The following is a 25,800-nucleotide window of genomic DNA, read 5'->3' as shown; positions in this document are numbered from 1 at the left end:
TGAAATCTGAAACCCCCGCCTTGTGAAGGGCGGGGGTTTTCTTTTGAGCGGGTCTGCTTTCAACTTTAACTTTGATTGCAGTAAGTTTTTTTTGGGGCCGCGCAATACGTTTCAGCCCCCAATCACAAAGCGGTTTCTTCGTATACGTTTCTTAAACTGCTTGCGGCCATAGCCCGCAGATTGATCCTCGTCGTAGATGGCTATCAGACGCTTACCCACTTTGCCACGGAAGGGTTCCTGTACCACTATATGATAGTTGGCCTCGCGCCCCATCCACTGGGTTAGCTTTTCATAATCTATTGGATCATGGATGTGATCGTCTGCCGCTGACTTTGGCCAATTGTATGGAACACTGACTATGATTGTCTTCCCAAGACTGAGCAGTTTACGCGAAAACTCAACGGGCTCGGGGATATGTTCAAGAACCTGTAGGCAGGTGACGATATCATATGAGGCAGATCCAAAATCGTGATCAAGAAAATCACCTTGGATGCCGGTGACCGTTTTTGATTGATAAGGCTGGACCATGTCAAAGGAGGTGCGATTGGGGATCCAGTCGAACCATTCCAGATAGGGGCATTGGGCAGTGCCGATATCGATCAGCGAGCCAGCGTCCCGCCCAAGTGTTCGGACAATGTAATCCAAGTAGGAGCAATACATGAGGTCCATGCGGTTTTGCCAATACTTGCCCGATTTGTAATGGTTTACGATTTTTGCATCTAATTTGTCGGAGCTTCTCATGGTGACTATGGAATTCCTTGGGGGCAAATAGAAAGGACAGAATATACGAGAGTGTAGTGACCCAAAAGCGCGCAGGAGTTTTGGACGCGTGTTGGGGGGGGATGTGGTGAATATGCCAGAGGGCGGTCAACTTGTTGGACGGCCCTCCGTCGGCACAGCTTCATGCTGTTTACCGGATCTCCACAGATTGTTTCCGGTAGGGATCCAGTGTTTGTTTTGAGGCGGAGTAAATAGTGATGAGAGGACTGCTGCCAATATCTGTCCTGACTTTGTTGACCGCCTGCGGCGGTGTTGAAATGGGCCGGGGGGATTTGTCATCCATGTATGGCCGACCACAAACTACAAAACCCCGGTAGTGCAGAGGCAAAGAGACACTGGCCCGCATACACAGGCAAATGTCTCAGTCAGCGGAAATGCTGCCCATTGGACCTCTGCGGAGGGCTGCACCTGTTTCCGCACTCACGGGGCGGCTGGCGAGACTGTTTGGTATCTGGTGCAGAACCCGCATCATGTGGGGATGTCCAATGCCCATGCCGGGTGTGCGATGACGGTGATCGGCGGCTAGGGGTTGCGGTTAGCGATACTTTGCGGCGGTGATGAATTCGCCGAAGGCTTCGCACCAGATCACAACGCTGTTGTAGTTGCGGATATCGACGCCTTCCGGCACTTCCAGGATCAGCCCGTTGAACATCTTGACGTCACCGATGCGGGCAGAGATGTCTTTGACGGCCAGGAAACTCGCCTCATCCTCGACGAATTCGGGCGTCAGGTAGAGCTTGTAATCCGGGCCAGGTGCCAGCTCTCCGATATGGGTGATCCGCTCTGGTGATAGGCTGATGCTGCCGGTCCCCCAGTGCAGGAAATCGCTTCCCGCCAGATCTCTGGTAAAAGCGCCCATGAACTCTGCCCCTTCAGCGCCTGCTTCCAAGGTTGCCTGGTTAGGGCCTTCGGGTTCGGTGAGGATGGGCAGCAGATAGATGCCCAGTGCAAAACCGATTGCCAATGCCGCCCCGTGGGTCACAAGCCGCAAAATCCACCGCATGCTCTGCTCCTTTGCATTTTGATCCATCCTATGGATCATGTACCGCCGTGAAAACCCTGCAGATGAACCCTCTCGCCAGCCCGCTTGGGATCGGGTAAACCGCAGCCATGGCCCAGATAGAATCCCTCTTTGTGACCCGTCTTTACCGCGCTGAACTCTCCGAATTCGGACCCAAGATTGATGCGCAGGAACTGGAAAACTCTTGCATTGTCATCGCTGAGGATGATGAGGCCGGACAGGATTGGTGTGAGGAGAACGGTTATCCCGGCTATACTTCCTATGCGTCTCTGACCGATCTGCCCTGGCGCTTTCCGGTCTTTGCGGATCTGGTGAAATCTCTGGATGAGCATGTGATGAGCTTTGCCAAGGATCTGGAGTTTGATCTCGATGGCCGCAAGCTGGTGCTTGAGGATCTCTGGATCAATATCCTGCCCGAAGGCGGCATGCATTCCTCGCATCTGCATCCCCATTCAGTGATCTCCGGTACAACCTATGTGTCAATGCCGGAAGGTGCGAGCGCGCTGAAACTGGAAGATCCGCGCTCTGGCCGGATGATGGCAGCTCCCACCCGCACCAAGGAAGCGCGGCGCGAGCTGCAGCCGTTCATCTACATGAAGCCTACCGTGGGCGATGTGCTGTTGTGGGAGAGTTGGCTGCGCCATGAGGTGCCAATGAACATGGCCGAGGATGAGCGCATTTCCGTCAGCTTCAACTATCGTTGGGAGTAGGCCTTCAGCGTTTGGCCTAGTTGTAATTTCCCTCTCACCTAGAGGAGGCGCTGGGTTTGGAACTTCTTCTTCACGTGCTCCTTATCATTGTTGGACTTGGGGTCGTTGTACTTTTGCTCTATACAATGGTGAACGGCTTCAGACTTGCGGTTTGGCTTGTTAAGTGGGGCATGCTTATCCAACTGAAGGTACTCGTAGTTTGCCTGCCTCTCTTTGCATTATCCACGACTCTCGAGCGTGAACTGGGCTTCGATACGAATTTTTCAGAACGAGTTTTTCCAGTACTGCTTTTAGCTGCTAGTATTCTGGCGGGGATGGTTACCTACAGCAATCAGCAAAAGAAGCGCCGTGACGAAAGAGAGCGTAAAGACGCTTGATCAATCGAACTATACGTTCCGTTTAGCTTCCTGGTTGTTTTGGTTTGACTGAAGGTTGAAAAGGGCAGTGCCTGACCCTGGGTGGGTGCGATAGCGCCCTCCCGTGGGGAGGGTCGGGCGCGGCCCGGGCTTTTTGCCCGTGTCCGACTTCCGACTTGGGATTGTGATGTGGTGAAGCGCCAAATCGCGAAATGTAGGTGTGATCCCAAAAGGGGGGGGGTTCCGTTGAAAAAGATGCGTGTCAGCTACCATTCGGGCGCGAATTTCCCCAAGTTTGGGCGGCGTATGGTGCCCATTTCGACTGGAACATTGAAACCAGATATGTATGGCGCGTCCAAAGATGGATGGTTTTCACGCCCTACTTCCCATCTGATTTCTCACTTAGTTTTTTCTGAGATGGAGGCAGGTAGGGCAAAATGGGCTCAGCTATGTGTTCAGATTTCTGAGCATGAGCTCTATTTTTGGACACCGTCAGAGCTGGATCATGTTTGCGCTGTTTTTGCAGAGAACCCTTTTCCTACGGCACGGACACTCGTTAGGCGTGATGGGGCGGATAGCGCTCTCAACATGCATTGGCTTAGTCGGCTACCCAAGGCCATGAAGGCCGAAAAGTTTCGTCAGAAGTTTCTCAAATTTGTCGCATCAAACCCTGAAGAGCTTCGCCTGTTTCGCGAATTCTATTCAACGGCCTGAGCGAGCCGAAGTACAAAAGGGGCTAGGCTACTAATAGCTTTTACGAAGGTTGGAGCCTCCGCCCTTGCCCTCACTCCCCATCTCCCTTATAGGGGCACATCGCTTGTGCCATTCGTGGCGCCAGTGATTCTTTTTTGCCGTCCTTTTAGGGCGGTTGATACATAACCCACCAGGTTACAAGGTGACCCATCTCCGGGGCCTTCTGGTGCTTAGGACAAGGAACAAAGGCGATGAACGCCAATGATCTGCGCGATAAGACCGTGGATGAACTCCGCGATCTGCTCGCTTCCATGAAAAAAGAGAGCTTCAACCTGCGCTTTCAGCAGGCAACCGGTCAGCTGGAAAACACAGCAGGCATCAAAGCGGCGCGCCGCAATGCTGCCCGTGTGAAAACCATCCTGAACGAAAAAGCCGCTGCTGCGGCTGAATAAGGAGCACCTCGAATGCCTAAACGTATCCTGTCCGGCGTCGTGACCTCCGACGCAAACGCACAGACCGTCACCGTTTCCGTAGAGCGTCGCTTTACGCATCCGGTTCTGAAGAAAACCATCCGTAAGTCCAAGAAGTACCGGGCTCACGATGAACAGAACGCTTTCAAGGTCGGCGACACCGTACGCATCATCGAATGCGCGCCGAAATCGAAAACGAAACGCTGGGAAGTTCTGACCGCTTAAGAGACCGCAAGGTCCCATAAGCGGCAGACTTTTTAGTTTGTCGAAACCCTGGGGGCAACGCCATGCATCGGCGCCCCAAAGGTCGGGAGAAACCACATGATCCAGATGCAAACAAACCTGGATGTTGCTGACAACTCCGGCGCTCGCCGAGTTCAGTGCATCAAGGTTCTGGGTGGTTCCAAGCGTAAATACGCATCCGTTGGCGACATCATCGTCGTCTCGGTTAAGGAAGCCATCCCACGCGGCCGCGTGAAAAAAGGTGACGTCCGCAAGGCCGTTGTCGTTCGCACCGCAAAAGAAGTACGTCGCGCTGACGGTACTGCGATCCGCTTTGATCGCAACGCTGCCGTTATCCTGAACAACAACAACGAGCCAGTCGGCACCCGTATCTTCGGGCCAGTTGTTCGTGAGCTGCGTGCCAAGAACTTCATGAAAATCATCTCGCTCGCTCCGGAGGTGCTGTAATCATGGCTGCGAAACTCCGCAAAGGCGACAAGGTTGTCGTTCTCGCTGGTAAGGACAAAGGCAAAGAAGGCGCTATCGCCTCCATTGACCCCAAAGCCGGCAAAGCCGTTGTAGATGGTGTGAACGTTGCAATCCGCCACACCCGTCAGACCCAGACTAGCCAAGGTGGCCGCCTGCCAAAGGCCCTGCCTGTTGACCTGTCGAACCTGGCTCTGCTGGACAGCAATGGTAAAGCAACCCGCGTTGGCTTCCGTGAGGAAGACGGCAAGAAGGTGCGCTTTGCAAAAACCACCGGGGAGACTGTCTGATGCTTGACTCTGCAACCTACACCCCGCGCCTGAAAGCTCTTTACAAGGACAGCATCCGCGCGTCCCTGAAAGAAGAGTTCGGTTACAAGAACGACATGCAGCTTCCAAAGCTGGAAAAAATCGTTCTGAACATCGGCTGTGGCCGCGCTGCTGTCAAAGACAGCAAGAAAGCCAAATCCGCTCAGGCAGACCTCACCCTCATCGCGGGTCAGAAAGCTCTGACCACCGTGGCGAAGAACTCCATCGCTGGCTTCCGCGTTCGTGAAGGCATGCCGATGGGCGCAAAGGTTACTCTGCGCGGCGACCGGATGTTTGAATTCCTGGATCGTCTGATCACCATCGCGATGCCCCGTATCCGCGACTTCCGCGGCGTATCGGGCAACTCTTTCGACGGCCGCGGCAACTACGCCATGGGTCTGAAAGAACACCTCGTCTTCCCCGAGATCGACTTCGACAAGATCGATGAGAACTGGGGTATGGACATCGTGATTGGCACCACCGCGAACACCGACGCGGAAGCAAAGGCGCTGTTGAAAGCTTTCAACATGCCCTTCAACAGCTGAAGCGCGGGAAGGAAAAGACATGGCTAAAAAAGCAATGATCGAACGCGAGAAAAAGCGCGAGCGTCTGGTGGCACAATATGCCGCGAAACGCGCCGAGCTGAAAGAAATCGCGAATGACGAGAGCCGCCCAATGGAAGAGCGTTTCAAAGCGCGTCTGAAACTGGCGAAACTGCCGCGGAACTCCTCGGCAACCCGTCTACACAACCGCTGCCAGCTGACCGGCCGTCCTCACGCTTACTACCGTAAGCTTAAGGTAAGCCGTATTGCTCTGCGGGAACTGGGCTCCAATGGCCAGATCCCCGGCATGGTGAAATCGAGCTGGTAAGGGAGAGACAGATATGAACGATCCTATCGGCGATATGCTCACCCGTATTCGTAACTCTCAGCTGCGCGGCAAGTCCACCGTAAGCTCCCCTGCGTCGAAACTGCGCGCATGGGTTCTGGATGTGCTGGCAGACGAGGGCTACATCCGCGGCTATGAGAAAACCACTGGTTCCGATGGCCACCCGGCTCTGGAAATCAGCCTCAAGTACTTCGATGGCGAGCCTGTCATTCGCGAAGTGAAGCGGGTCTCCAAGCCTGGCCGTCGCGTTTACATGGGCGTCAATGACATCCCACAGGTCCGTCAGGGTCTGGGTGTGTCGATTGTCTCCACCCCTAAGGGTGTGATGTCGGATGCAAACGCACGCGCAGCCAATGTTGGCGGCGAAGTGCTCTGCACCGTCTTCTAAGGAGGCTTATTGATGTCCCGTATTGGTAAAAAACCGGTCGAACTGCCCAGCGGTGTTACCGCGAGCGTCTCCGGCCAGACCGTCGAAGTCAAAGGTCCCAAAGGCACCCGCAGCTTCACAGCCACCGATGATGTGACCCTCTCTGTTGAGGACAACGCTGTTGCGGTAACCCCGCGTGGCATGTCCAAGCGTGCGCGCCAGCAGTGGGGCATGTCCCGCACCCAGGTTGCCAACTTGGTGACAGGCGTGACCCAGGGCTTCAAAAAAGAACTGGAGATCCAGGGTGTGGGTTACCGGGCTCAGATGCAGGGTAACACCCTGAAGCTGAACCTGGGCTACTCGCATGATGTAGATTTCGAAGCTCCGGAAGGTATCACCATTACCGCTCCGAAGCAGACTGAAATCGTTGTGGAAGGTATCGACCAGCAGCAGGTGGGCGAAGTCGCGGCGAAAATCCGCGAATGGCGCCGTCCCGAGCCCTACAAAGGCAAAGGCATCCGCTACAAGGGCGAATTCATCTTCCGCAAGGAAGGCAAGAAGAAGTAAGGACCAGCACAATGGCAAACAGCAAACGTACCCTGTTTCTGAAGCGTCGCCTGCGCGTCCGGAACAAACTTCGCAAGGTCAACGCCGGCCGTCTGCGTCTTTCCGTACATCGTTCGAACAAGAACCTTTCGGTTCAGCTGATCGACGACGTACAGGGCAAGACCCTGGCAGCGGCTTCGACCCTGGAAAAAGATCTTGGCTTCGTTGGCAAGAACAACGTCGAAGCAGCCACCAAAGTGGGTTCGGTTATCGCCGAGCGCGCCAAGGCGGCAGGCGTGGAAGAAGCTTACTTCGACCGCGGCGGTTTCCTCTTCCACGGCAAAGTGAAGGCTCTGGCCGACGCTGCGCGTGAAGGTGGTCTGAAGATCTAAGACCTGCGGGCGGCGGTGACGCCGCCCCGATGATCCGGGAGGGGCCTTCTCGAGGCCCTTCACCAGGATTGGAATAATCGGCGCCTAGCGCCAGTCAGAAAGGAATGCCTGATGGCAGAACGTGAAAATCGCCGTGGCCGTGGCCGCCGTGAAGAAGAAACACCGGAATTCGCAGACCGCCTGGTCGCGATCAACCGCGTCTCCAAAACCGTAAAAGGCGGTAAGCGCTTTGGTTTTGCTGCCCTGGTTGTTGTTGGCGATCAGAAAGGCCGCGTCGGCTTTGGCAAAGGTAAAGCGAAAGAAGTACCTGAGGCCATCCGCAAGGCGACTGAGCAAGCCAAGCGTCAAATGGTTCGTGTACCTCTGAAAGAGGGCCGCACTCTGCACCACGACATCGATGGTCGTCACGGCGCCGGCAAGGTTGTCATGCGGACCGCACCTGAAGGTACCGGTATCATCGCCGGTGGTCCAATGCGTGCAGTTTTCGAGATGCTCGGCGTGAAAGACGTTGTCTCTAAGTCGATCGGCTCGCAGAACCCCTACAACATGATCCGCGCAACCATCAACGGCCTGACCAAAGAAGCCAGCCCCCGTTCGGTTGCTCAGCGTCGTGGCAAGAAAGTTGCTGACATCCTGCCCAAGCGGGAAGAAGCACCTGCCGCTGAAGCTGCAGAAGCGTAAGGAGACGAACTCATGGCAAAAACCATCGTCGTTAAGCAGATCGGTTCCCCGATCCGTCGCCCCGCCGAACAGCGCGCAACCCTGGTTGGCCTGGGCCTGAACAAGATGCACAAGACCCGCGAGCTGGAAGATACCCCTTCCGTGCGCGGCATGGTCAACAAGATCCCGCATCTGGTAGAGATCATCGAAGAGCGCGGCTAAGCCTCGTTTGATATTCTTGGAAAACGCCTCTGGGAAACCGGGGGCGTTTTTTTGTGTTTTCGAAGCCTGGATTCTGCTACTTTGAGGAGAGTTTTAGAGGGGATAATTATGTTGAAGTGGATTTTAACCGTTGTCTTTTTACTAACTCCCCTCTCTTTGCTGGCCGGGAGCAAAGATTGCCACCCCTGGCTGAAGTGTCAGCCTGATCGTGCCTTTCACCCCGTTCGCCCCGGCGTTCCTTTCTTTGAGGAACGGCAGATGTATTCGAACCTCTACGGTTGGAGCTTTAGCGACCAACGAGATAAAGATCACAAACGCCCACTCAGTTTTAGCCACGGATGGCTGGAGTTTTCCGACGCGGGGCGGCTGCATGATCCTGCGCAATTGAGCGAGGCTCTAAAAAGAATCGAGCAGGTGAAGCGTACGGGCAGACGCGTCTATGTGGTTGCTTTTGTGCATGGGCATCATCAGGGTTCCGAGACGCCGTTCACCAGCAATGACGTTGTCGATGATCCGGTCAAATTCAAGTTTCTTTTGGCACGGCAAGTGGAGCATTTGCGGAGGCAGATGGAACTACGCGGCGAAACAGATATCCCTGAAGTTATTGGCGTCTTTGTCGGTTGGCGCGGTGACACGATCCTGACGCGTCCATTCAAAACCTTTACGCTGAATAATAGGTCACACAAGGCGGACTACCTGGGGAAACTGCGCAGTAAGAATTCGGTTTTCTATTCCTTCAAGCAGATTTCCAGCAGATTGAATCCGCAGCGGGGGGACAAGATGTTGATCTTGTCCCATTCGCTCGGCGCCAGGCTGGTCAGCAGGTTTTTCATTGAGGATTATTCACCCAAGAACCGGTTCCCTTTTGGCGAACATGTCCTAACTGTCGGCTTGCAGCCGGCGATTAACTCCTCCTGCTTCGATGGAATTTTCGGACCCAAGGTGAGGAAGGTTTCGCAAAGCGCAGAGCCACCTGGGCTGCTGTTGATTTCTAGCAAGGATGATTTCGCGCTGAACACCGCCTTCCGATTGGGGCGTATAGGCGGCGCGGTGGATGTCTGCGACCGTGCAAGGCGGCGTTCGATTCACCCCATAGGGCTTCGCAGGGCTTATCAGACCCACGTTCTGAGATTTGAGCATGAGGGGAGTGACCAAACAGCATCTGGAGCTCGCGGTTGCCGGGATGATCTTGAAAACAGCCATGTGCCTTTAAACATAATTGCTCCCGTACGGTCGGGAGAGAGCAAATCAGCCATTCTTTATCCATACTACGCGCCGGGCGAAAGTTGCTACAATCAGGATTACAATGAATATAGCATTGATCTTTCGCAGCGACCGGTCATGGCCCAGTACGGTATCATTTGGAATATTCAAACTAACAAAAACACCATAGATTATGCAAAAAGCAGTTCGAAGCGGTTTCCAACGCACAACGGCATAATTTCGACCAACCTTAGTCGTTTCCTTGTTGAGTGGCAATTCGCGGCGCTTTGAAGCACTCCCATGCGCTGAGTGCATAGCGGGTTGACCGAAGCGGTGGTTGTTAGCGCCAAAAGAAATCCTTTATTTCAGCTGTACCTAAAAGGTCACTGAAAAGGACTGGGGAATGGGTCCCGGTCAGAGAAAAAGGAAAATCGAATATGGCTTTTGTCCAGAACACCGCCGCAGAATTCACCCTCTTTGCGCGCCTGCGCGCCTTTGCTGCACAGGTAGGGGTCAATTGGGCCCGCAGCCGTGAGTACAAGCGTACTTATGCGGAACTGTCGCGGCTGACCAACCGTGAGTTGGCAGATATCGGTCTGCGCCGCTGTGACATCGCCGAGATCGCGTATAAGCACGTTTACCACGGCTAATTTGCTGTTTGGTCAGGGCTTCGTACCTGTAGACACAGTAAAACGTCTAAACACCTCTGCAGAATGCAGGGGTGTTTCGCGTTTCAGGGGCGGGAGGGGATGGAATTCCCCGGATCTGGCTGGCTAAATCCATTCCACTCCCTTTACCCGCAGAAGCGCGCGCGATAGTCATGTCTGGTGCTGCGATAAAGGGAAGAACCATGGCCGACGATCTTTTCAACAGCTTTATGAACGGGCCGGATGAGCAGGGGCGTTTTGGCATCTTTGGTGGACGTTTTGTCTCCGAGACGCTGATGCCGCTGATCCTGAGCCTGGAAGAAGAGTACAATAAGGCAAAGGATGATCCCTCTTTCTGGGCCGAAATGGATTCGCTGTGGAAGCACTATGTCGGCCGCCCAAGCCCGCTTTATCACGCGGAACGGCTAAGCGCCCATCTTGGTGGTGCAAAGGTCTATATGAAGCGCGATGAGCTGAACCACACGGGCGCCCATAAGGTGAACAACGTGTTGGGTCAGATCTTGCTGGCGCGCCGCATGGGCAAGACCAGGATCATTGCGGAAACCGGTGCCGGGCAACATGGGGTCGCGACCGCCACTGTTTGCGCGAAATTCGGATTGAAATGTGTGGTCTACATGGGCGCGCATGACGTTAAGCGCCAGGCTCCGAATGTTTTCCGTATGCGCTTGTTGGGGGCTGAGGTCATTCCCGTGACGTCCGGGCGTGGAACGCTCAAAGATGCCATGAACGACGCCCTGCGCGACTGGGTGACCAATGTGCGCGACACTTTCTATTGCATCGGTACCGCCGCAGGTCCGCATCCCTATCCGGCGCTTGTTCGCGACTTCCAATCCATCATCGGCAAAGAGGTGCGTTGGCAACTAGCAGAGCAAGAGGGTGAAGGCCGTCTGCCCGACACCGTGATTGCTGCGATTGGTGGTGGCTCCAATGCGATTGGCCTGTTTCACCCCTTCCTCGATGATTCCAGCGTGAAAATTATCGGAGTCGAGGCCGGTGGCAAAGGCGTTGATGATCGTATGCAGCACTGCGCCTCGCTGACCGGTGGGCGCCCAGGTGTGCTGCATGGCAACCGCACCTATCTGCTGCAGGACGAAGATGGCCAGATTCAAGAGGGCTTCTCGATCTCTGCCGGGCTGGATTATCCAGGAATTGGGCCCGAGCACTCCTGGCTGCATGAAACCGGCCGCGCTGAATATGTCTCTATCACGGATAAGGAAGCGCTGGAGGCCTTCCAGCTGTGTTGCGCCATGGAAGGCATCATTCCGGCATTGGAACCAAGCCACGCATTGGCCCATGTGATGAAGATCGCTCCTGAACTGCCAAATGACCATATCATTGTGATGAACATGTGTGGCCGCGGCGACAAGGATGTCTTTACAGTTGCCCGCCATCTTGGGTTCGACATGTCGGACACTGAAGAGGGGCGCAACCTAGAGGACTAGTGCTGATTTGTGAAAACGCTTAGCTAAGTCGCAGAAACACCGCCTTGTATTAGGTGGTGTTTCTTTCGTTTTAGGGGAGAGCGGCGAATAAATCCCCTAAAAGCTGGATATTCACTATGTCTTATGAACTTCTGAGTAGCTTAGCCCGGTAACTGTTTTTTGTGCCGAGGTTTCAATGCAAAGTCCCGCCCTTGACGAGGTGTTTGCAACACTTGATCAACTTCAAGTTTCAAGCAACCACACTTGGACACTTATCGCCGCTGCTTTGGTTCTCATCATGCAGGCAGGATTTCTGCTGATAGAAGCCGGAATGTCGCGATCCAAGAATAGCATTAACGTTGCTCAGAAAAACGTTATCGATTTTCTCGTCTCTGTCTCCGCATTCTATTTGCTTGGCTTTGGGCTGATGTTTGGGACTTCCTGGGCTGGGCTGATCGGCACCGATACCTTTGCCTTTGATGGTGTGGAAGACTGGCAATACACCTTCTTTGTGTTCCAGGCGGTCTTTGCCGGAACAGTTGCAACCATCATGTCGGGATCTGTTGCCGAGCGTATGAAGTTCCATGCCTACTGGATAGCCGCGGTCTTCATCGTGCTTGTTGTCTATCCGGTCAGCGGCCACTGGGCCTGGGGCAATCTGCTCAATGGCGATAATCCAGCCTATCTGGCCGACAAGGGTTTTATCGACTTTGCAGGCTCTACGGTTGTTCACTCTGTGGGCGGCTGGGTCGCCCTGGCTGCCATCATCATTCTGGGCGCGCGAATTGGCAAGTTCTCGGAGAATGGCGAGGTCAATCAGATCCAGGGGCACAGCTATGTTCTGGCTACAGCCGGGGCAATTGCGCTCTGGGTTGGCTGGATTGGCTTCAATGGCGGGTCCACCACAGCCTCTGATCCGGCTATTGCCCATATCATCTTTAACACTCTTGTTGCGGCCTGTTTTGGCGGTTTGGGTGGGCTTGTGCTTGGCATCATGATTGATGGCTACAAGGTCGCCCATCGCCCAATCAACGGCAGCCTAGGGGGCTTGGTCGCGATCACAGCAGGCTGTGATGCGGTCGGGGCACATGGCGCGCTCGTCATTGGCCTGAGTGCTGGTGTTCTGGTCGTTTTGTCCGAGCGTTTCATTGAGCGTGTGCTCAAGCTGGATGACGTTGTTGGAGCGGTATCTGTCCATGGCGTTTGCGGCGCTTGGGGCACGGTCCTGTTGGCCTTCTTCGCTCTGCCGGACAAATTGGTCGCGGCCTCTGCCTGGGAACAGGCGCTGGTACAGCTAGAAGGCGTTGGAATTACCTTTGTCTGGGCCTTTGGCGTCAGCCTGGTTTTCTTCAAGCTCGTGGACATGACACTTGGGATCCGGGTGACTGCAGAGGCGGAGATCACAGGTCTCAATGTAACGGAGCATGGCGCTTCGCTGGGGACCGGTGCCTTGCAAGAAAGCCTCATCGAGATGACCAGAGGTCAGGTGAACCTTAGCCGCCGTTTTGATGAAACTTCGGGTGATGAGGCGGCGGAACTCGCAACGCTTTTTAACCCTTTCATTGCTCAGGTACATTCGATGGTGCTGGGGATCCGGGATCATGCGGAGCAGATGCAGAAATCCTCCGCCGGGTTGGAGCGTCTCTCCAGCCAATTTCGCCGCGAAGCACAGGGCACCAGCACATTGTCGGTAGAGGTGAAGGATCACGCTTCTGCAATGGGTGAGAATGCCAGAGACAACCGCGAGACGGCCACTGAGATCCTGAAAGAGGTCACCCTGATTACCGATAGTGCAGATGGTATGTCAGGGGAGGTTGCCTCTGTGACAGAGGCAATCAGCGGGTTGATGTTGGCCATCAAGGAAATCTCTCAAAACACCGATTCTACCAGCGAAGTAACGCAACAAGCGAACACCCTCTCGAATGAGGCAGTCGCAACAATGGGGGCTCTGTCGGACGCTTCCCGTGAAATCGAGACCGTGATCGAGCTGATCCAGAAGATCACTCTTCAGACCAATATGCTTGCAATCAATGCCTCCATCGAGGCCGCCCGCGCAGGCGAATCCGGTAAAGGCTTCGCGATTGTGGCTGCGCAGGTACGGAGCTTGGCGATTGAAACGGGGAACGCAGCAGAGGAAATCAAAAACCGGATCGGACGCATGCGTAACCAATCCGACGATGCCTCTTCGATCATTGGGCAAATTACCGGATTGATGACCACGATTCATGGCGCTGTAGAGAGCATCACAACAGCTGTGAACTCCCAACGTGAAGTGACTGACGATATCTCCAACCGGATGGAGCGCGCTTCCAAGAGTGCCTCAACCGTGGCGCGTTCTATTCAGCATGTGCAGGGGCAGGCCGCGGTGGTTTTGGAAAGAACCAAAGAAAACGAAGCGAAGCTGGGGGAGAGTATCGAAGTCGCTCTGAGCCTGCAAAACAGTGCCGAGTCCAGTGCAGAGGATGCAGAGAATCTCACCAAAGAGGCGGAGTCCGTTGCCGATCTTTCCAATGCCCTCTCGGGTTCCATGCAGGGTTTCATTCTAGATAATGAAGAAACTCAGCAAGATCGCGACTGGCAAGAGCAGGAGCAACATAGCTCCAACGCAGAAAATACCGAAGACTCAACGGATGAGACATCTGCCCGCAAGGCTACGGGGTCTTAGGGGGAGCCAGAGCCCGAACAAGGGCTGCCATGAAATTCATGGCAGCCCTATTCTTTGGAAAGGTGTCTTTGACTTTCCTCTACCAGTCACGCCTCGTGCAAGACGGTCTCAAAGCCTTCAAATTGTGGATGACCTAGGATCGGACTCTCACCTTCACGCTTACCGGCGTTGCGATGGGAGGCGCGGAATTGCTCAGATTTGGTCCAGGCCTCAAAATCTTCGCGGCTGTCCCAGATGACATGGCTGGAATAGAGCTGAAATTCCTCTGTCGCGGGGCCTTTTAGGAGGCGGAACTCGCGAAAGCCTGCCAGTTCGTTCAAGCGGGATTCCCGCTCTTTCCAGATGTTTTCAAAATCGGTTTCGCGGCCTGGGCGGATCTTAAACCGGTTCATGGCGATATAGCTCATGACTGTCTCCTGTCTATCTTCATGAAAGGGAGCTGGCATGAGCGGACCGAGGAGGTAGCGGGGCTGGTGATAAAGCAGCCATAGCGGCTTTGGGGAAGAAAGGTCAATGACCCGTCTTTTCCTGTAATTTTACGCAGCCCCTCCAGTGGCCGCATGTGCTTCCAATATGGTCAAGGGAACGATGTCCAGGGCGCGCTGATGTGTAGCCTCCAGATTGACTTTGGGTGCGCAGCCTTCTTCCGCCGCCTGCAAAAACCGCGAGGCACAAAGGCACCAGTGATCGCCTGGGTTCAGGCCTAGGAAGCCAAACGCGGGCTGCGGTGTCGAGAGATCGTTTCCGACATATTTTGAATAGGCCAGGAACTCTGCTGTCATGATAGCACAAACAGTATGGCTTCCGTGATCCTCGGTGCAGGTGTTGCAGGAGCCATCGCGGAAAAAGCCGGTCAAGGGTTCGGTGGAGCAGGGTGCGAGCACCCCGCCAAGGACATTGATGCTTGGATCTGGTTTCATAGGGGCAGGTTACAGCATTCCTGCTATCTTGCGGAAGATTTCGATATTCATCCGATTGATCCCCTTTTCGCGGAATTTGCGATCCGCGGCGGTGGAAACAATCACGACATCCAATGGTTGGTTTATGTAAATATACTGACCATAGACACCGCGAGCCAAGAACTCCCCTTCCGTGGCGCCAATGGGGATCCACCATTGATACCCGTAACCGATTTTGCCGGGTTTGGTCGGCGCGGTTGCGGCGGTTGAGGCTTTGATCCAGTCGCTGGGCACGATTTGTTTGCCCCCAAACTGGCCATCTTGTTCGATCATCTGGCCAAATCTAGCATAGTCACGGGTTGTGATGTTGAGGCCGCCAAGCACAAAGGCAACCCCCTCCCCATCAGTGACGTAGTAAAGGTCACGTTCCAATCCCAGTGGCGCGATGATCTTCTCTTGCATCAGATCTGCGATATTCTGCCCGGTGGCACCCCGGATCACCATACCAATCACATGCGTGTCGATAGAGACATATTGCCAGGTCTCACCTGGCGTTGCGAAACTCTCGTTCAAGGCGGCAGAGAACTGATCTAGAGTGCCGCCCAGGGCGATTTCGCGACCCATGCGGTTGATGTCTGAATCATAGTCGAGGTAGTCCTCATCAAAGGTGACACCGCTGGCCATGTTCAGCACATTGCGAATGCTGGCCCCCTCATAGGCGCTGCCTTTCAGAAGGGGGGCGTATTTGGTGACCGGGTCATCAATCGATGCGATTTTGCCCTCCTCCAGAAGAACGCCGAATAAAGCGGAAAGATAGCTCTTGGCGACGGACCAGGAAATGCGCCGATCGCTTGCCTTTGTGCCCAAGTGGTAACTCTCATGGCGGATCTCTCCGGCTTTCAGAACCAAGAGAGAGGTCACCGATCGCTCTTCGATCCAGTCAGAAACCTCGGTGGGCAACTCCATTTCAGCGCCGTTTGGTAGCTCGCTGACAGCGGCATCTCCCCGCGAAATCGGTGTTGTTAGGAACGCGCCTTCCATATTGGAGAAATTGGCAACGATCTTTTCTTCTGAGAACAGAGAGTTAACCGCAAGTAGGCGCTGAATTTCGTCCCATTTCCAAAATGCCAGCGCTGCCACGACGACGGCCCCAGCCAAAAGACCGCGAAGAAGAAGTTTGAAAAACTGTCGCATATCGATCCCTCCCGTAGGTTTCAGGCATAGTCCCTGTCAGCCGTTGGGGCAAAGACGACGCCACGGAAGGTTGCGATCAGCGGAATTTGTCAACCAAGCGTTCAAGTGGGGAGCGGGCATCTTCTTGAGGGGAAGGGCCCCCCGTTGTTTCGGTGGAAGAGGGAGCCGATTTCGCTTTCTCGGGTTTCTGAGACCCAGAGCTGCGGGGAGGTGCCACCCTAAGAGCGACCGCATTCATGAATTTACCGCTATCTCCTGCGGCCAGCTGTGCAGCCCCGTCGGAGATCCCCCGCAAGAGGTCATCCAGCCAATTGGCGTCGGCTTTTGGGAAGTCGCGCAATACATAGCCCGAGACCGCATCTTTGTGACCGGGATGCCCGATCCCCAGGCGCACTCGGGCATAGTCGGCTCCGATATGCGAATGGATTGAACGCAGCCCATTGTGCCCAGCATGGCCACCGCCCTGCTTGAAACGACACTTGCCCGGCGCAAGATCCAATTCGTCGTGAAACACCACCACATCAGCCGTGGTGAGTTTGTAAAAGCGTATGGCTTCACCCACGGCCTGCCCTGAGAGGTTCATGAAGGTTTGTGGTTTCAGCGAAAGGACCTTGTTACCGGTAAGATTGCCTTCGCAGATTTCGCCTTGGAATTTGGACTTCCACGGCGAAAACCCATGATCCGATGCAATCTGATCCAGGGCCATGAAACCGATGTTGTGTCGGTTCTGAGCATATTTCTGGCCCGGATTTCCAAGCCCGACAAAGAGTTTCATTTGATGCCTCACCAATCAGATTTGAGCGGGGGGACTTGCCCGGCCCGCTCTGGCCATATGGCCTTTATGACGGAGAAAATCCAGCCATGCTCTGTTGTGCGCTTGAAAATAGAGGCGGCTAGGCCAGTGATGGCCTGGCGTAGTCAGCCGGTTTCAAGAAATGACGTTTCTTGTACTGTTCTGTTTCAGCCGTCATGAGCTGGCGCGGAATGGCATCTGAAATCGCTTCGCTCTGAAAACGTGGCGCGTCAAAGTTAAAGCCTTTGAGGAGACGCAGCAGCAGCTTTCGACGCAGCTTGGCCTCTTCCTTATCCAATTGGTTCAACATGAAAACACCCCCCGGTTAATTCATCATGCGAAACCGAGCTTTGCCGAGAAATGACAAACGAATGGTAACCAGAGATGAGAGAAGTAACTAAGGGTTAAATCAAAATCCTACCTGTCTACTGCCTGTCTAGGCGGCACCCAGTCCCGCGATCTATGGTCAAGAAGCCACTTTTAGCTTTGGGAAAAGAAAAACGGAGCCCAATGGGCTCCGTTCCATCACATCCTCCAGGAGGAGGACTGATCTTATGCTTCTGCAGCTTCTGCTTCGGCTTCTTCACCGTCTTCGTCATCGGAAGAAGAAAGACCGCCAGGTGCCGCGATGTTGGCAACAACAAAGTCACGGTCGATGGTTGGCTTGGAGCCACCGGGCAGATCGATCGAAGAGATGGTGATCACGTCGCCGATAGCCTTGTCAGCCAGGTCAACTACGATCTTCTCAGGGATGTCGCCAGCGGTCACAACCAGCTCAACCTCAGGGCGGACAACAGTCAGCATGCCGCCTTTTTTGATGCCTGGGCAGGTGTCTTCGTTCAGGAATTCAACCGGGATGAACAGGTTGATTTTCGAGGTGCGGCGCAGGCGCATCAGATCGAGGTGCGTTGGCAGATCTTTGACAACATCACGCTGTACGTCACGGCAGATCACGCGCACGTCTTCTTGACCTTCAACCTTCAGGTTCCACAGTGTGGATTTGAACTGGCCAGCTTTCAGCTTTTTCAGCAGTTCGTTGAAGGGAATCTGGATCGCTTGGGGCTCAACGTCGCCACCATAAACAACACCAGGAACCATGCCAGCGCGACGCGCTGCGCGAGCGGCGCCCTTGCCCGTCCCCGCGCGTGCCTGGGCTACGAGATCAGGAATCTCTTTTGCCATTTGAATTCTCCAATTTTCTAGGGCAGGGTGCCTCCAAGGCTGTCACCCCGCGTGAAGTCGTGCGCGTAGCCTAGTGTCGTTCAAAAAGCAAGTGCCTGGTCAGGAATATCTGCCAAAGTCACAGATTTTGCTGGTGGAGATACCCGCCACTGTCTCGCAACCGCTGATAAAGCTCAAATTCCTTTGCCCGAACCTGTCGCAGGCGCGCCTCGATTTCCGGCGAAAGTGGGGCCTGTTTGGCAGGCGAAACATTCTGTGGGCGGAATTCAAGCTGTTGGTCAAAGCGTTGGCAGAGAAACTTTCGGAACTGATTTTGGTTTTCATAAGCAAAAAGATGGTGAACGGGCAGGCGGCCGTCGCGCAGGGTCAGAAAGTGATGCTGGCTCCCGATTTGTGCAAAGAGTGGCGGATCATCTTGTAAAACCGCTTCTACAAAGGCGTCAAAAGAGATGCCTGCGGTGCCGTGGCCCGCATTGGCGAGGCGACTGCGGTATCTGTACCAACTGCGCAACTGTTCTAAGGGATTGCGCATGACCGCTAGAACCTCGGGGCTGATCCCATAAAGCCGCCTGAGGAATTTGGAAGTTTTGTTGTGATACTGACCCGCTGTCATGTGTTTGCGCCCCTTGGCAAAGACTATGTCCGCATGGGGGCGAAGGGTGCGTTCATAAGCAGTAGTTCCGGTCTTTGGAACGGCCAGAATAGCCAGGTTTTCTTTGAAAAAGATCTGCACGTTGCTGCCCGATATCTGTTTGCGGGCACTATTGCGTAGCCCATTCCACCTGTCAAAGCGATGGGGCGCGCGCCAGGGCAATTGTGCTCTGGCGTTGTTGTTAGGTGGCATGTGTTCTTTCGCTAGGCCGTTTTGACAGTCGCGCCGCTATTGCGAAGAGAAAGGAGGTGGCTATTCCTGCCACTGGCCCTCAAAATCGTCAGGGATCAAAAGATTGTGACGTCCAAGGTTGCCTAGCTCACGCTCCCCACAAAGGGCCATTGTGGTGTCCAGCTCTTTGTGGATCACGTTCAGGGCTTCGGTTACCCCCTGTTGTCCCATCGCGCCCAGGCCATAGACAAAGGCGCGGCCGATCATGGTGCCTTTTGCCCCCATCGCAAGGGCCTTCAAGACGTCCTGACCGGAGCGAATGCCGCTGTCGAGGTGTACTTCGACATCATCGCCAACAGCGTCCAAAATTTGGGGCAACATCCGGATCGAGCTGAGCGCGCCGTCCAATTGGCGTCCGCCGTGGTTGGACACGACAATGGCATCTGCTCCTAGTTTGGCAGCCATCTTTGCGTCTTCGGCGTCCAGAATGCCCTTTAGGATGACCTTGCCGCCCCACATCTCCATCAGCTTTTCGACCTTACCCCAATCCAGTGAGGGGTCGAATTGCTCTGCCGTCCAAGCCCCCAGCTGTGAAGTATCTGAAACCCCATGCACATGGCCGACGATATTGCCGAAGTTGCGCCTCTTGGCGCCCAGCATCTGCAGGCCCCAGGTCCATTTGGTCATCAGATTGGCAACGGTAGAGGGGGTCAATTTCGGCGGGGCGGAGAGACCATTTTTTAGATCTTTGTGCCGTTGTCCCAGGATCTGCAGGTCCAGGGTGATCACCAGGGCGGAGCATTTAGCATCCTTAGCGCGCTGCATCAGGCGCCGGATATAGTCTTCGTCCTTCATGGTGTAGAGTTGGAACCAGAAGGGTTTACTGGTGGCCTCTGCGACTTCTTCGATCGAATTGATCGACATGGTGGAAAGCGTAAAGGGAACGCCGAACTCTTCTGCCGCCTTAGCGGCTTTGATCTCACCATCGGCATGTTGCATTCCCGTCAAGCCCACAGGAGCGAGGGCAACAGGCATGGCGACATCCTGACCAATCATCTGGCTTTGGGTGCTGCGCCCTGACATATCGACGGCGACCCGCTGGCGTAGACGGATCTTTTCAAAGTCGGATGTGTTTTCCCGGAATGTCTGTTCGGTCCAGCTGCCACTTTCAGCATAGTCGTAGAACATCCGCGGGACGCGGCGCTGATAAATGCGTTTTAAGTCCTCGATATTTGTGATCACCGGCACTGGTTTGTCCTCGACTCGTTGCGTGGTAAATTTTTCTTACCAATTTAGATGTGCTGGTGCAATGGTTCTATTGCCGCAGGCGTTGCAACAAGAAAAAGGCCTCCGGGAAGATCTCCGCAGGCCTTGGTGTTTAGAAGTTGCTTTGTGCTGGTTTCGGCCAGATCAGGCCGAATGGGCGCCATCAGCAAGGGCGCGGACAAACTCCAGTACCTCTGGAAGAGGTTTTCCAGAAGCGACCTGGCTCACGATGGCGCTGCCAACAACTGCGCCATCCGAAATGGAGGCAATGTTCTGCGCCTTTTCAGGCGTGTTGATGCCGAACCCAACGATGACGGGCAGATCGGTTGCAGATTTGATGCGTGCCACTTCGGGGCCAACGTCGCCTGCCTGTGCTTCGGCAGCTCCGGTAATGCCGGTAACAGACACATAGTATACAAACCCAGAGGTGTTCTGCAGTACGGTTGGCAGGCGTTTATCGTCTGTTGTAGGGGTCGCAAGACGGATAAAGTTCAAGCCAGCTTTTTGAGCGGGGATGCAGAGCTCTTCGTCTTCTTCTGGTGGTAGGTCCACCACGATCAAACCATCAATCCCAGCCGCTTTTGCATCACTCAGGAAATTCTCTACGCCGCGATTATAGATCGGGTTGTAGTATCCCATCAGAACAATAGGGGTCGTGTCGTCTTCCTTGCGAAACTCAGTCGCAAGTTCAAGAGTCTTGGCCAGGGTCATGCCCGCATCAAGTGCTCGCTGACCAGCCAGCTGAATTGTGGGGCCATCCGCCATCGGATCGGTAAAGGGCAGGCCGAGTTCGATGATATCAACCCCTGCAGCGGGCAATCCTTTTACCAGTTCCAGCGAGGTCTCATAATCCGGGTCCCCGGCCATGACATAGGACACAAAGGCCTTTTTACCGGCGGCTTTGAGTTCAGCGAATGTTGCATCAATACGGGTCATGATCGGGCCTCTCGAAACTTACTGCACCGGTGTGCCGGAAGGTGCGCGGGAAATCAATCCCGCGCTGAGGGGCGAATTTACTTTGTCGGGTGTTAAAGCGGCTTGTGCCAGCGCAGCGACAGGACGTTCACGCCCGGATTAAGGCTGGCAGTCGAAGCGTTGGATTTGTGGCTCAGGGCTAGGGACAGAGCCGTACCATTGCGCAGGCGTTTGCCCAAAGCGATTTGACTGCGGATTTCAAAGGTTGATCCGAGGTCATTGAGCGGAGCGTTCTCGAAATAGGCGCCGGGCATGACACTGGTTTCGACAAACCAATCATTGTTCAGGTCAAGGTTGCCGCTGAGACCGACGCCAACAAAAGCGTCGCCGGTGGAGACCAGCTCTAGTACGCCGCCGAAACGGGCCGAAAAGCGACTATGTTCGTGAAAGGGGCTATGCAGATACTCGACCGAGAAAACAGCCCCGTCTTCAGCACCGGCCAAAGAGTAATCGCTATATCCTGCCCCAAAAATTATTTCCTGACTCATAGCCGGGGCAGCGGTAGCAAGGGCGATTGCTGCAGCAGAAAGTAGTCTTCGCATTTTTTTCAATCCTGAGGCTTTTGGTAAGATCGCAATATGAAATAGGTGCATGTGAGCCTAAATAAACCTCTTCACACGCAGTTGCGATAGTTTGAGATGTTTTATTACATTTTTTTGGTTGTCGGGGAATTTGTTGTCAGGCTGCAGCTCACCTTGCGCCAAAGGCAATTGCTGCATAGAAGCAGCTTCCAAATGGCATCAGGAGGCCGTCATGGGCTTTAAAATGGGAATCGTGGGTCTGCCGAATGTTGGCAAGTCGACCCTGTTCAACGCTTTGACCAAAACCGCCTCTGCGCAGGCGGCGAATTTTCCGTTCTGCACGATTGAGCCCAATGTGGGGGAAGTCGGCGTGCCGGATGAGCGTCTGGATAAACTGGCGGCAATTGCCAGCTCCAAACAGATCATTCCAACGCGGATGACCTTTGTCGATATTGCCGGTCTGGTAAAGGGGGCTTCAAAGGGCGAAGGCCTGGGCAATCAGTTCCTTGCCAATATCCGTGAAACTGACGCGATCGCCCATGTGCTGCGCTGTTTTGAGGATGGCGACGTCACCCATGTGGATGGGCGTGTCGATCCGGTGGCCGATGCTGAAACTATCGAAACAGAGCTGATGCTGGCCGACCTTGAAAGTATCGAGAAGCGTCGCGCCAATCTGGTGCGCAAGCTGAAAGGCAACGACAAAGAAGCGCAGCAGCAGGATCGCCTCCTGGCCGAGGCGCAGGCTATGCTGGAAGACGGCAAGCCCGCGCGCCTGGTTGAGGTGGATGCAGAGGACGCCAAAGCCTGGAAAATGCTGCAGCTCCTTTCGACCAAGCCCGTTCTTTATGTCTGCAACGTGGGAGAGGCCGAGGCCGCTGAAGGCAACGATTTCTCTGCCAAGGTTGCGGAGATGGCTGCGGCGCAGGGCAACTCCCATGTGGTGATCTCCGCTCAGATCGAAGAAGAGATCAGCCAGCTTGAGGCTGAAGAAGCCCAGATGTTCCTGGAGGAAATGGGATTGGAGGAGGCGGGCCTCGACCGTCTGATCCGCGCAGGCTATGAGCTGTTGCATCTGGAAACCTATTTCACTGTTGGCCCCAAAGAGGCCCGCGCCTGGACCATCAAGTCCGGCACCGCCGCACCGCAGGCAGCTGGGGTTATCCATGGCGATTTTGAAAAAGGCTTCATTCGAGCCGAAACCATCGCTTATGACGACTACATCGCCAGCAATGGTGAGCAAGGCGCCAAGGAAGCGGGCAAGATGCGGGCTGAAGGGAAAAGCTATATCGTCAAGGATGGCGATGTAATGCATTTCCTGTTCAATAACTGATCAAACCATCTTTCCTAACACGAGGCGCGCCCTGCTCAGGGGCGCGTCTTTCGTTTTTTCAAGAGGCTGCTTCTTGCTTGCGTTGGCGCTAACGGAAGTATAGGCATCATCCCTTACCAATGTGGAGACCGGTATGACCAAGCTAATTATCGACACGGATCCCGGCATCGACGATGCTATGGCGATTTTCTATGCGGCAGCAGCGCCGGATATCGAATTGCTGGGGCTAACGACGATTTTTGGCAATGTCACCACCAAGACCGCTACCCGCAACGCGTTGCGCCTGCTGGAAAAGGCAGGGTTGGATTTGCCTGTAGCCAAAGGGGCTGATGTGCCCTTGATGCTGCCGCCTTTTACGCCCTCTGCACATGTGCATGGGGAAGAGGGCTTTGGCGACATCCCGGCTGAGGCGCCCAAAGGGCAGGCGATTACAGAGGACGCGGCGGATTTTCTGATCCGCATGGCGCGCGAGCATAAGGGAGAGCTGGTGGTCTGTCCGATTGGCCCGCTGACCAATATCGCCCATGCAATCCAGCGTGATCCAGAGTTTGTCAAAAACGTAAAGCGCATTGTGATCATGGGCGGCTCTTTGGAAGAGGGGGGGAATATCACCCCCTATGCCGAAGCCAATATCTACCATGATCCCCACGGAGCAGATGTGGTCTTTGGCTCTGGTGGCAATATCGTAATGGTTGGGCTGGATGTGACCCATCGGATCCTCTGCACCAAAGAGGATTTTACCTCCATCGCAGGTCAATCACCCGATCTGGGCGGCATGCTGCAGGAGATGTCAAAATTCTACCTGCATTTCTACGAAACCGTTGGCAAGTTCGATGGATGCTCGCTGCACGATCCTGCTGCGGTTATCGCCTGCACTCACCCCGAGCTGTTCGAAACCCGTTCAGTCCCACTCACGGTGACCTGCGAGGGAGAGGAGAGCGGCGCTACCGTTGTTGATCCCGAAAGCCTTCGCGCTGGGACAGCTGTTTGCATGGGTGTGCAGTCTGAGAAGGTGAAGAACCTGTTTTTGCAACGTTTGGCGCTGCTACCCTAAAACCTGGAGGCTATCCCAGGAGTTCTTCGTTTCGGCCGGTGCCTTGCAGGGTGTCGGCCGAAGTGCTTTTTGACTAGCGCAGGTTGCTCAGATTCTGCAGCAGGCTCTCTCTGGCGCCAGTAATATGCTGGCGGGTTCTTTCGGCTGCCAGTTCAGCGTTCCCATCCATGCAGGCCTGCCAAATCCCCATGTGTTCCTCGTTGGCGCGCTCCATCCCATTTGAAAGCACAAGTTGCGCCCGCAAATAGCGGTCGATCCGGTCCATGGCATTGTCAATAATGTCGAGGTGGTATTGCAGCCCGCTGGCCTGATAGAGCACCGAATGAAAATCCCGGTTCAACTCCCCCCAGGTCATAGGGTCGTCCGCCTCCGAAAAAGCTGCCCAGGAGTCGCGTGCCTGAGCCAGGGTTTCCTGTGACATCTGCGGCACCGCGCGTCGGATGACTTCGGGTTCGACCAGGGCGCGAAAGTCGAAAATCTCCTCGGCCTCTGTCACGGACAGGCCTGAAACGACGGCCCCTTTATAGCGCTGTGTCTTGACCAGACCATGTTCCTCAAGGCGTGAGATTGCCTCACGCACAGGGATTCGACTGGTGTTGAAAAGTCGTGCGATTTCATCCTGTCGCAGAGGTTCGCCTTCGGTCAGATCCCCCTCAATGATCGCCCTGCGCAGCGCTTCGAAAACAATCGAAGAGGCCGAGGCGGTCTTGGAAATATCAACAGATTTCAACTTCATACAGGGGTTCCTCCTGCAACCTCTGTAACCTGAATTTCACGCCGTGAAAAGCTGACAGAGAATATATATTGTAAATTGGATCCAATATGAAATATAACATGATTCACCAAATTGGCAGATAGGGAGGAAATCATGCTGAAGAAACTTGCGGCCTTGGGGCTGGCTATTGGACTGAGCAGCACAGGGGCAGCTGTTGCGGATACCTTGGATAACGTGGTGGATCGCGGAACTCTACGCTGCGGCGTCGTTCTGGATTTTCCGCCCATTGGCTACCGGGATGCCAACAATGAACCAGCTGGCTTTGACGTGGAATACTGCGCCGATCTGGCCGCAGCGTTGGAGGTGGATTATGAAATCCTGCCGGTCACTTGGGCAGAGCGCCTGCCGGTGATCGTTACCGGTCGCGCTGACGTGGTCTTTGGCGGCACATCGGACTCGCTGGCCCGGGCTCGCACCGTTGGCTTCACCATTCCCTATGCGATTTACTATGCCCAGGGCGTGGTAAATGCAGAGAGCGGCATCAAGAGTTTTGATGATGTTCGCGGCAAGCGCGTGGCCGGCGCGGTGGGGACCGTGCCAGAGCAGGAGTGGCTCAAGATTGCAGGCGAATGGGGGGAAGAGCACCTTTATCAGGGCTACCAATCTGAAAACGAAGTCTTCCTGGCGGTTGCCCAGGGTAAGGCAGATATTGGCCTCACAACCAACACGGCGGTTAAGCCAGTGACCGGGCAATACGACAATGTCGAAGCGGGTCCGCGGATGCCCTGGACCACAGATTACACCTCGGTTGTCGGTCCACGTCTGGATGTGACCTGGCTCAACTATCTGAACCTCTTTGTAACTCATCAGGTGCGCTCGGGACGCTATGAGGAGCTTTGGGGGAAATATGTCGGTGGTTCTGCACCTGAGCTGCGCATTCCAGGCGTGATGTACTGATCCTCTGTTGCCC

General features: G+C 54.8%; 35 protein-coding genes. 22 read left to right on the top strand and 13 right to left on the bottom strand.

What is annotated here, in order from left to right; genetic code table 11:
* Positions 1-111 precede the first annotated feature (111 nt).
* Entirely contained in the window at positions 112-669 is a 558-nt protein-coding gene (locus tag RSK20926_RS13630) for a class I SAM-dependent methyltransferase (RefSeq protein ID WP_232281902.1), read from the bottom strand.
* A 427-nt stretch (positions 670-1,096) separates the two neighbouring features.
* Between RSK20926_RS13630 and RSK20926_RS22880 the strand changes: the two genes are divergently transcribed.
* Positions 1,097-1,306: a hypothetical protein gene (locus RSK20926_RS22880; protein WP_157133130.1), complete on the top strand. Its 210-nt coding sequence runs from the start codon at positions 1,097-1,099 to the stop codon at positions 1,304-1,306.
* A 9-nt stretch (positions 1,307-1,315) separates the two neighbouring features.
* Here RSK20926_RS22880 and RSK20926_RS13625 read toward each other — a convergent pair whose 3' ends face one another.
* Positions 1,316-1,783, bottom strand: a complete 468-nt coding sequence (locus tag RSK20926_RS13625; RefSeq protein WP_037255194.1) for a DM13 domain-containing protein — start codon at positions 1,781-1,783, stop codon at positions 1,316-1,318.
* 107 nt (positions 1,784-1,890) lie between these two features.
* Between RSK20926_RS13625 and RSK20926_RS13620 the strand changes: the two genes are divergently transcribed.
* The 18 genes from RSK20926_RS13620 to amt all read left to right on the top strand — a co-directional run bounded on the left by RSK20926_RS13620 (position 1,891) and on the right by amt (position 14,078).
* Entirely contained in the window at positions 1,891-2,511 is a 621-nt protein-coding gene (locus RSK20926_RS13620) for a 2OG-Fe(II) oxygenase family protein (RefSeq protein ID WP_008207536.1), read from the top strand.
* 56 nt (positions 2,512-2,567) lie between these two features.
* A complete protein-coding gene (locus RSK20926_RS13615) occupies positions 2,568-2,888 on the top strand; it encodes a hypothetical protein (protein WP_008207535.1) in 321 nt (106 codons plus the stop codon).
* Between the two features lie 225 nt (positions 2,889-3,113).
* Positions 3,114-3,581: a hypothetical protein gene (locus tag RSK20926_RS22150; RefSeq protein ID WP_157133129.1), complete on the top strand. Its 468-nt coding sequence runs from the start codon at positions 3,114-3,116 to the stop codon at positions 3,579-3,581.
* A gap of 230 nt (positions 3,582-3,811) precedes the next feature.
* Entirely contained in the window at positions 3,812-4,012 is a 201-nt protein-coding gene (rpmC, locus tag RSK20926_RS13605; RefSeq protein ID WP_008207532.1) for a 50S ribosomal protein L29, read from the top strand.
* A 12-nt stretch (positions 4,013-4,024) separates the two neighbouring features.
* Positions 4,025-4,255: a 30S ribosomal protein S17 gene (gene rpsQ / locus RSK20926_RS13600; RefSeq protein WP_008207530.1), complete on the top strand. Its 231-nt coding sequence runs from the start codon at positions 4,025-4,027 to the stop codon at positions 4,253-4,255.
* A 96-nt stretch (positions 4,256-4,351) separates the two neighbouring features.
* Positions 4,352-4,720 (top strand): 50S ribosomal protein L14, encoded by a 369-nt coding sequence (gene rplN / locus RSK20926_RS13595; RefSeq protein WP_008207529.1) that lies wholly within the window; start codon positions 4,352-4,354, stop codon positions 4,718-4,720.
* Between the two features lie 2 nt (positions 4,721-4,722).
* Positions 4,723-5,028 (top strand): 50S ribosomal protein L24, encoded by a 306-nt coding sequence (gene rplX, locus RSK20926_RS13590; protein WP_008207527.1) that lies wholly within the window; start codon positions 4,723-4,725, stop codon positions 5,026-5,028.
* Positions 5,028-5,591: a 50S ribosomal protein L5 gene (gene rplE / locus RSK20926_RS13585; protein WP_008207525.1), complete on the top strand. Its 564-nt coding sequence runs from the start codon at positions 5,028-5,030 to the stop codon at positions 5,589-5,591. The genes rplX and rplE overlap by 1 nt, the downstream gene beginning before the upstream one ends.
* A gap of 19 nt (positions 5,592-5,610) precedes the next feature.
* Positions 5,611-5,916, top strand: a complete 306-nt coding sequence (rpsN, locus tag RSK20926_RS13580) for a 30S ribosomal protein S14 (protein ID WP_008207523.1) — start codon at positions 5,611-5,613, stop codon at positions 5,914-5,916.
* Positions 5,917-5,929: 13 nt separating this feature from the next.
* On the top strand, positions 5,930-6,322 hold the full coding sequence (rpsH, locus tag RSK20926_RS13575) for a 30S ribosomal protein S8 (RefSeq protein WP_008207521.1): 393 nt from the start codon (positions 5,930-5,932) through the stop codon (positions 6,320-6,322).
* Positions 6,323-6,334: 12 nt separating this feature from the next.
* Positions 6,335-6,868 carry a 50S ribosomal protein L6 gene (gene rplF / locus RSK20926_RS13570; RefSeq protein ID WP_008207519.1) on the top strand — a complete coding sequence of 178 codons (534 nt, stop codon included), beginning with the start codon at positions 6,335-6,337 and terminating at the stop codon, positions 6,866-6,868.
* Positions 6,869-6,879: 11 nt separating this feature from the next.
* Positions 6,880-7,239, top strand: coding sequence for a 50S ribosomal protein L18 (rplR, locus tag RSK20926_RS13565; protein ID WP_008207518.1), 360 nt, complete (start codon positions 6,880-6,882; stop codon positions 7,237-7,239).
* 111 nt (positions 7,240-7,350) lie between these two features.
* Positions 7,351-7,920 carry a 30S ribosomal protein S5 gene (gene rpsE, locus RSK20926_RS13560; protein ID WP_008207516.1) on the top strand — a complete coding sequence of 190 codons (570 nt, stop codon included), beginning with the start codon at positions 7,351-7,353 and terminating at the stop codon, positions 7,918-7,920.
* A 12-nt stretch (positions 7,921-7,932) separates the two neighbouring features.
* The gene (rpmD, locus tag RSK20926_RS13555) at positions 7,933-8,121 is read left to right on the top strand and encodes a 50S ribosomal protein L30 (protein ID WP_008207515.1); all 189 of its coding nucleotides are present in this window, start codon (positions 7,933-7,935) and stop codon (positions 8,119-8,121) included.
* Positions 8,122-8,229: 108 nt separating this feature from the next.
* Positions 8,230-9,615, top strand: coding sequence for a hypothetical protein (locus RSK20926_RS13550; RefSeq protein WP_037255152.1), 1,386 nt, complete (start codon positions 8,230-8,232; stop codon positions 9,613-9,615).
* 146 nt (positions 9,616-9,761) lie between these two features.
* Positions 9,762-9,974 (top strand): DUF1127 domain-containing protein, encoded by a 213-nt coding sequence (locus RSK20926_RS13545; RefSeq protein WP_008207509.1) that lies wholly within the window; start codon positions 9,762-9,764, stop codon positions 9,972-9,974.
* 200 nt (positions 9,975-10,174) lie between these two features.
* On the top strand, positions 10,175-11,434 hold the full coding sequence (gene trpB, locus RSK20926_RS13540) for a tryptophan synthase subunit beta (RefSeq protein ID WP_037255148.1): 1,260 nt from the start codon (positions 10,175-10,177) through the stop codon (positions 11,432-11,434).
* Positions 11,435-11,609: 175 nt separating this feature from the next.
* A complete protein-coding gene (amt, locus tag RSK20926_RS13535; RefSeq protein WP_008207505.1) occupies positions 11,610-14,078 on the top strand; it encodes an ammonium transporter in 2,469 nt (822 codons plus the stop codon).
* Between the two features lie 86 nt (positions 14,079-14,164).
* On the opposite strand, the gene RSK20926_RS13530 is transcribed toward amt, so the two are convergent.
* From RSK20926_RS13530 to RSK20926_RS13485, 10 genes are all read right to left on the bottom strand, one after another.
* Positions 14,165-14,485 carry an antibiotic biosynthesis monooxygenase family protein gene (locus tag RSK20926_RS13530; RefSeq protein WP_008207503.1) on the bottom strand — a complete coding sequence of 107 codons (321 nt, stop codon included), beginning with the start codon at positions 14,483-14,485 and terminating at the stop codon, positions 14,165-14,167.
* Between the two features lie 129 nt (positions 14,486-14,614).
* Positions 14,615-14,998, bottom strand: coding sequence for a DUF2237 family protein (locus tag RSK20926_RS13525; protein WP_008207501.1), 384 nt, complete (start codon positions 14,996-14,998; stop codon positions 14,615-14,617).
* 9 nt (positions 14,999-15,007) lie between these two features.
* A complete protein-coding gene (locus RSK20926_RS13520; protein ID WP_008207500.1) occupies positions 15,008-16,171 on the bottom strand; it encodes a serine hydrolase domain-containing protein in 1,164 nt (387 codons plus the stop codon).
* A 76-nt stretch (positions 16,172-16,247) separates the two neighbouring features.
* Positions 16,248-16,946, bottom strand: a complete 699-nt coding sequence (gene pth, locus RSK20926_RS13515) for an aminoacyl-tRNA hydrolase (protein WP_008207498.1) — start codon at positions 16,944-16,946, stop codon at positions 16,248-16,250.
* A 118-nt stretch (positions 16,947-17,064) separates the two neighbouring features.
* Complete coding sequence (locus RSK20926_RS23035; RefSeq protein WP_008207496.1) at positions 17,065-17,274, bottom strand: hypothetical protein; 210 nt, start codon at positions 17,272-17,274, stop codon at positions 17,065-17,067.
* 242 nt (positions 17,275-17,516) lie between these two features.
* Entirely contained in the window at positions 17,517-18,146 is a 630-nt protein-coding gene (locus tag RSK20926_RS13505; RefSeq protein WP_008207494.1) for a 50S ribosomal protein L25/general stress protein Ctc, read from the bottom strand.
* A 118-nt stretch (positions 18,147-18,264) separates the two neighbouring features.
* Positions 18,265-18,990: a hypothetical protein gene (locus RSK20926_RS13500; RefSeq protein WP_008207493.1), complete on the bottom strand. Its 726-nt coding sequence runs from the start codon at positions 18,988-18,990 to the stop codon at positions 18,265-18,267.
* A 60-nt stretch (positions 18,991-19,050) separates the two neighbouring features.
* Positions 19,051-20,217 carry an alpha-hydroxy acid oxidase gene (locus tag RSK20926_RS13495; RefSeq protein ID WP_008207490.1) on the bottom strand — a complete coding sequence of 389 codons (1,167 nt, stop codon included), beginning with the start codon at positions 20,215-20,217 and terminating at the stop codon, positions 19,051-19,053.
* Between the two features lie 162 nt (positions 20,218-20,379).
* On the bottom strand, positions 20,380-21,171 hold the full coding sequence (gene trpA / locus RSK20926_RS13490) for a tryptophan synthase subunit alpha (RefSeq protein WP_008207487.1): 792 nt from the start codon (positions 21,169-21,171) through the stop codon (positions 20,380-20,382).
* A 92-nt stretch (positions 21,172-21,263) separates the two neighbouring features.
* The gene (locus tag RSK20926_RS13485; RefSeq protein ID WP_037255192.1) at positions 21,264-21,752 is read right to left on the bottom strand and encodes an acyloxyacyl hydrolase; all 489 of its coding nucleotides are present in this window, start codon (positions 21,750-21,752) and stop codon (positions 21,264-21,266) included.
* Between the two features lie 211 nt (positions 21,753-21,963).
* On the opposite strand from RSK20926_RS13485, the gene ychF reads away from it, so the two are divergent.
* Positions 21,964-23,061, top strand: a complete 1,098-nt coding sequence (ychF, locus tag RSK20926_RS13480) for a redox-regulated ATPase YchF (protein WP_008207484.1) — start codon at positions 21,964-21,966, stop codon at positions 23,059-23,061.
* 133 nt (positions 23,062-23,194) lie between these two features.
* Entirely contained in the window at positions 23,195-24,115 is a 921-nt protein-coding gene (locus tag RSK20926_RS13475; protein ID WP_037255146.1) for a nucleoside hydrolase, read from the top strand.
* A 73-nt stretch (positions 24,116-24,188) separates the two neighbouring features.
* Here the strand turns inward: RSK20926_RS13475 and RSK20926_RS13470 are convergent, their stop codons facing one another.
* Positions 24,189-24,851 (bottom strand): GntR family transcriptional regulator, encoded by a 663-nt coding sequence (locus RSK20926_RS13470; RefSeq protein WP_008207482.1) that lies wholly within the window; start codon positions 24,849-24,851, stop codon positions 24,189-24,191.
* A gap of 132 nt (positions 24,852-24,983) precedes the next feature.
* On the opposite strand from RSK20926_RS13470, the gene RSK20926_RS13465 reads away from it, so the two are divergent.
* On the top strand, positions 24,984-25,787 hold the full coding sequence (locus RSK20926_RS13465) for a transporter substrate-binding domain-containing protein (protein ID WP_008207481.1): 804 nt from the start codon (positions 24,984-24,986) through the stop codon (positions 25,785-25,787).
* The last annotated feature ends 13 nt before the right edge of the window (positions 25,788-25,800 follow it).

The organism is Roseobacter sp. SK209-2-6 (assembly GCF_000169455.1).
In the GTDB taxonomy this organism is placed as follows: Bacteria; Pseudomonadota; Alphaproteobacteria; order Rhodobacterales; family Rhodobacteraceae; genus Pseudophaeobacter.
This window is presented reverse-complemented; position numbering and strand designations above follow the sequence as displayed.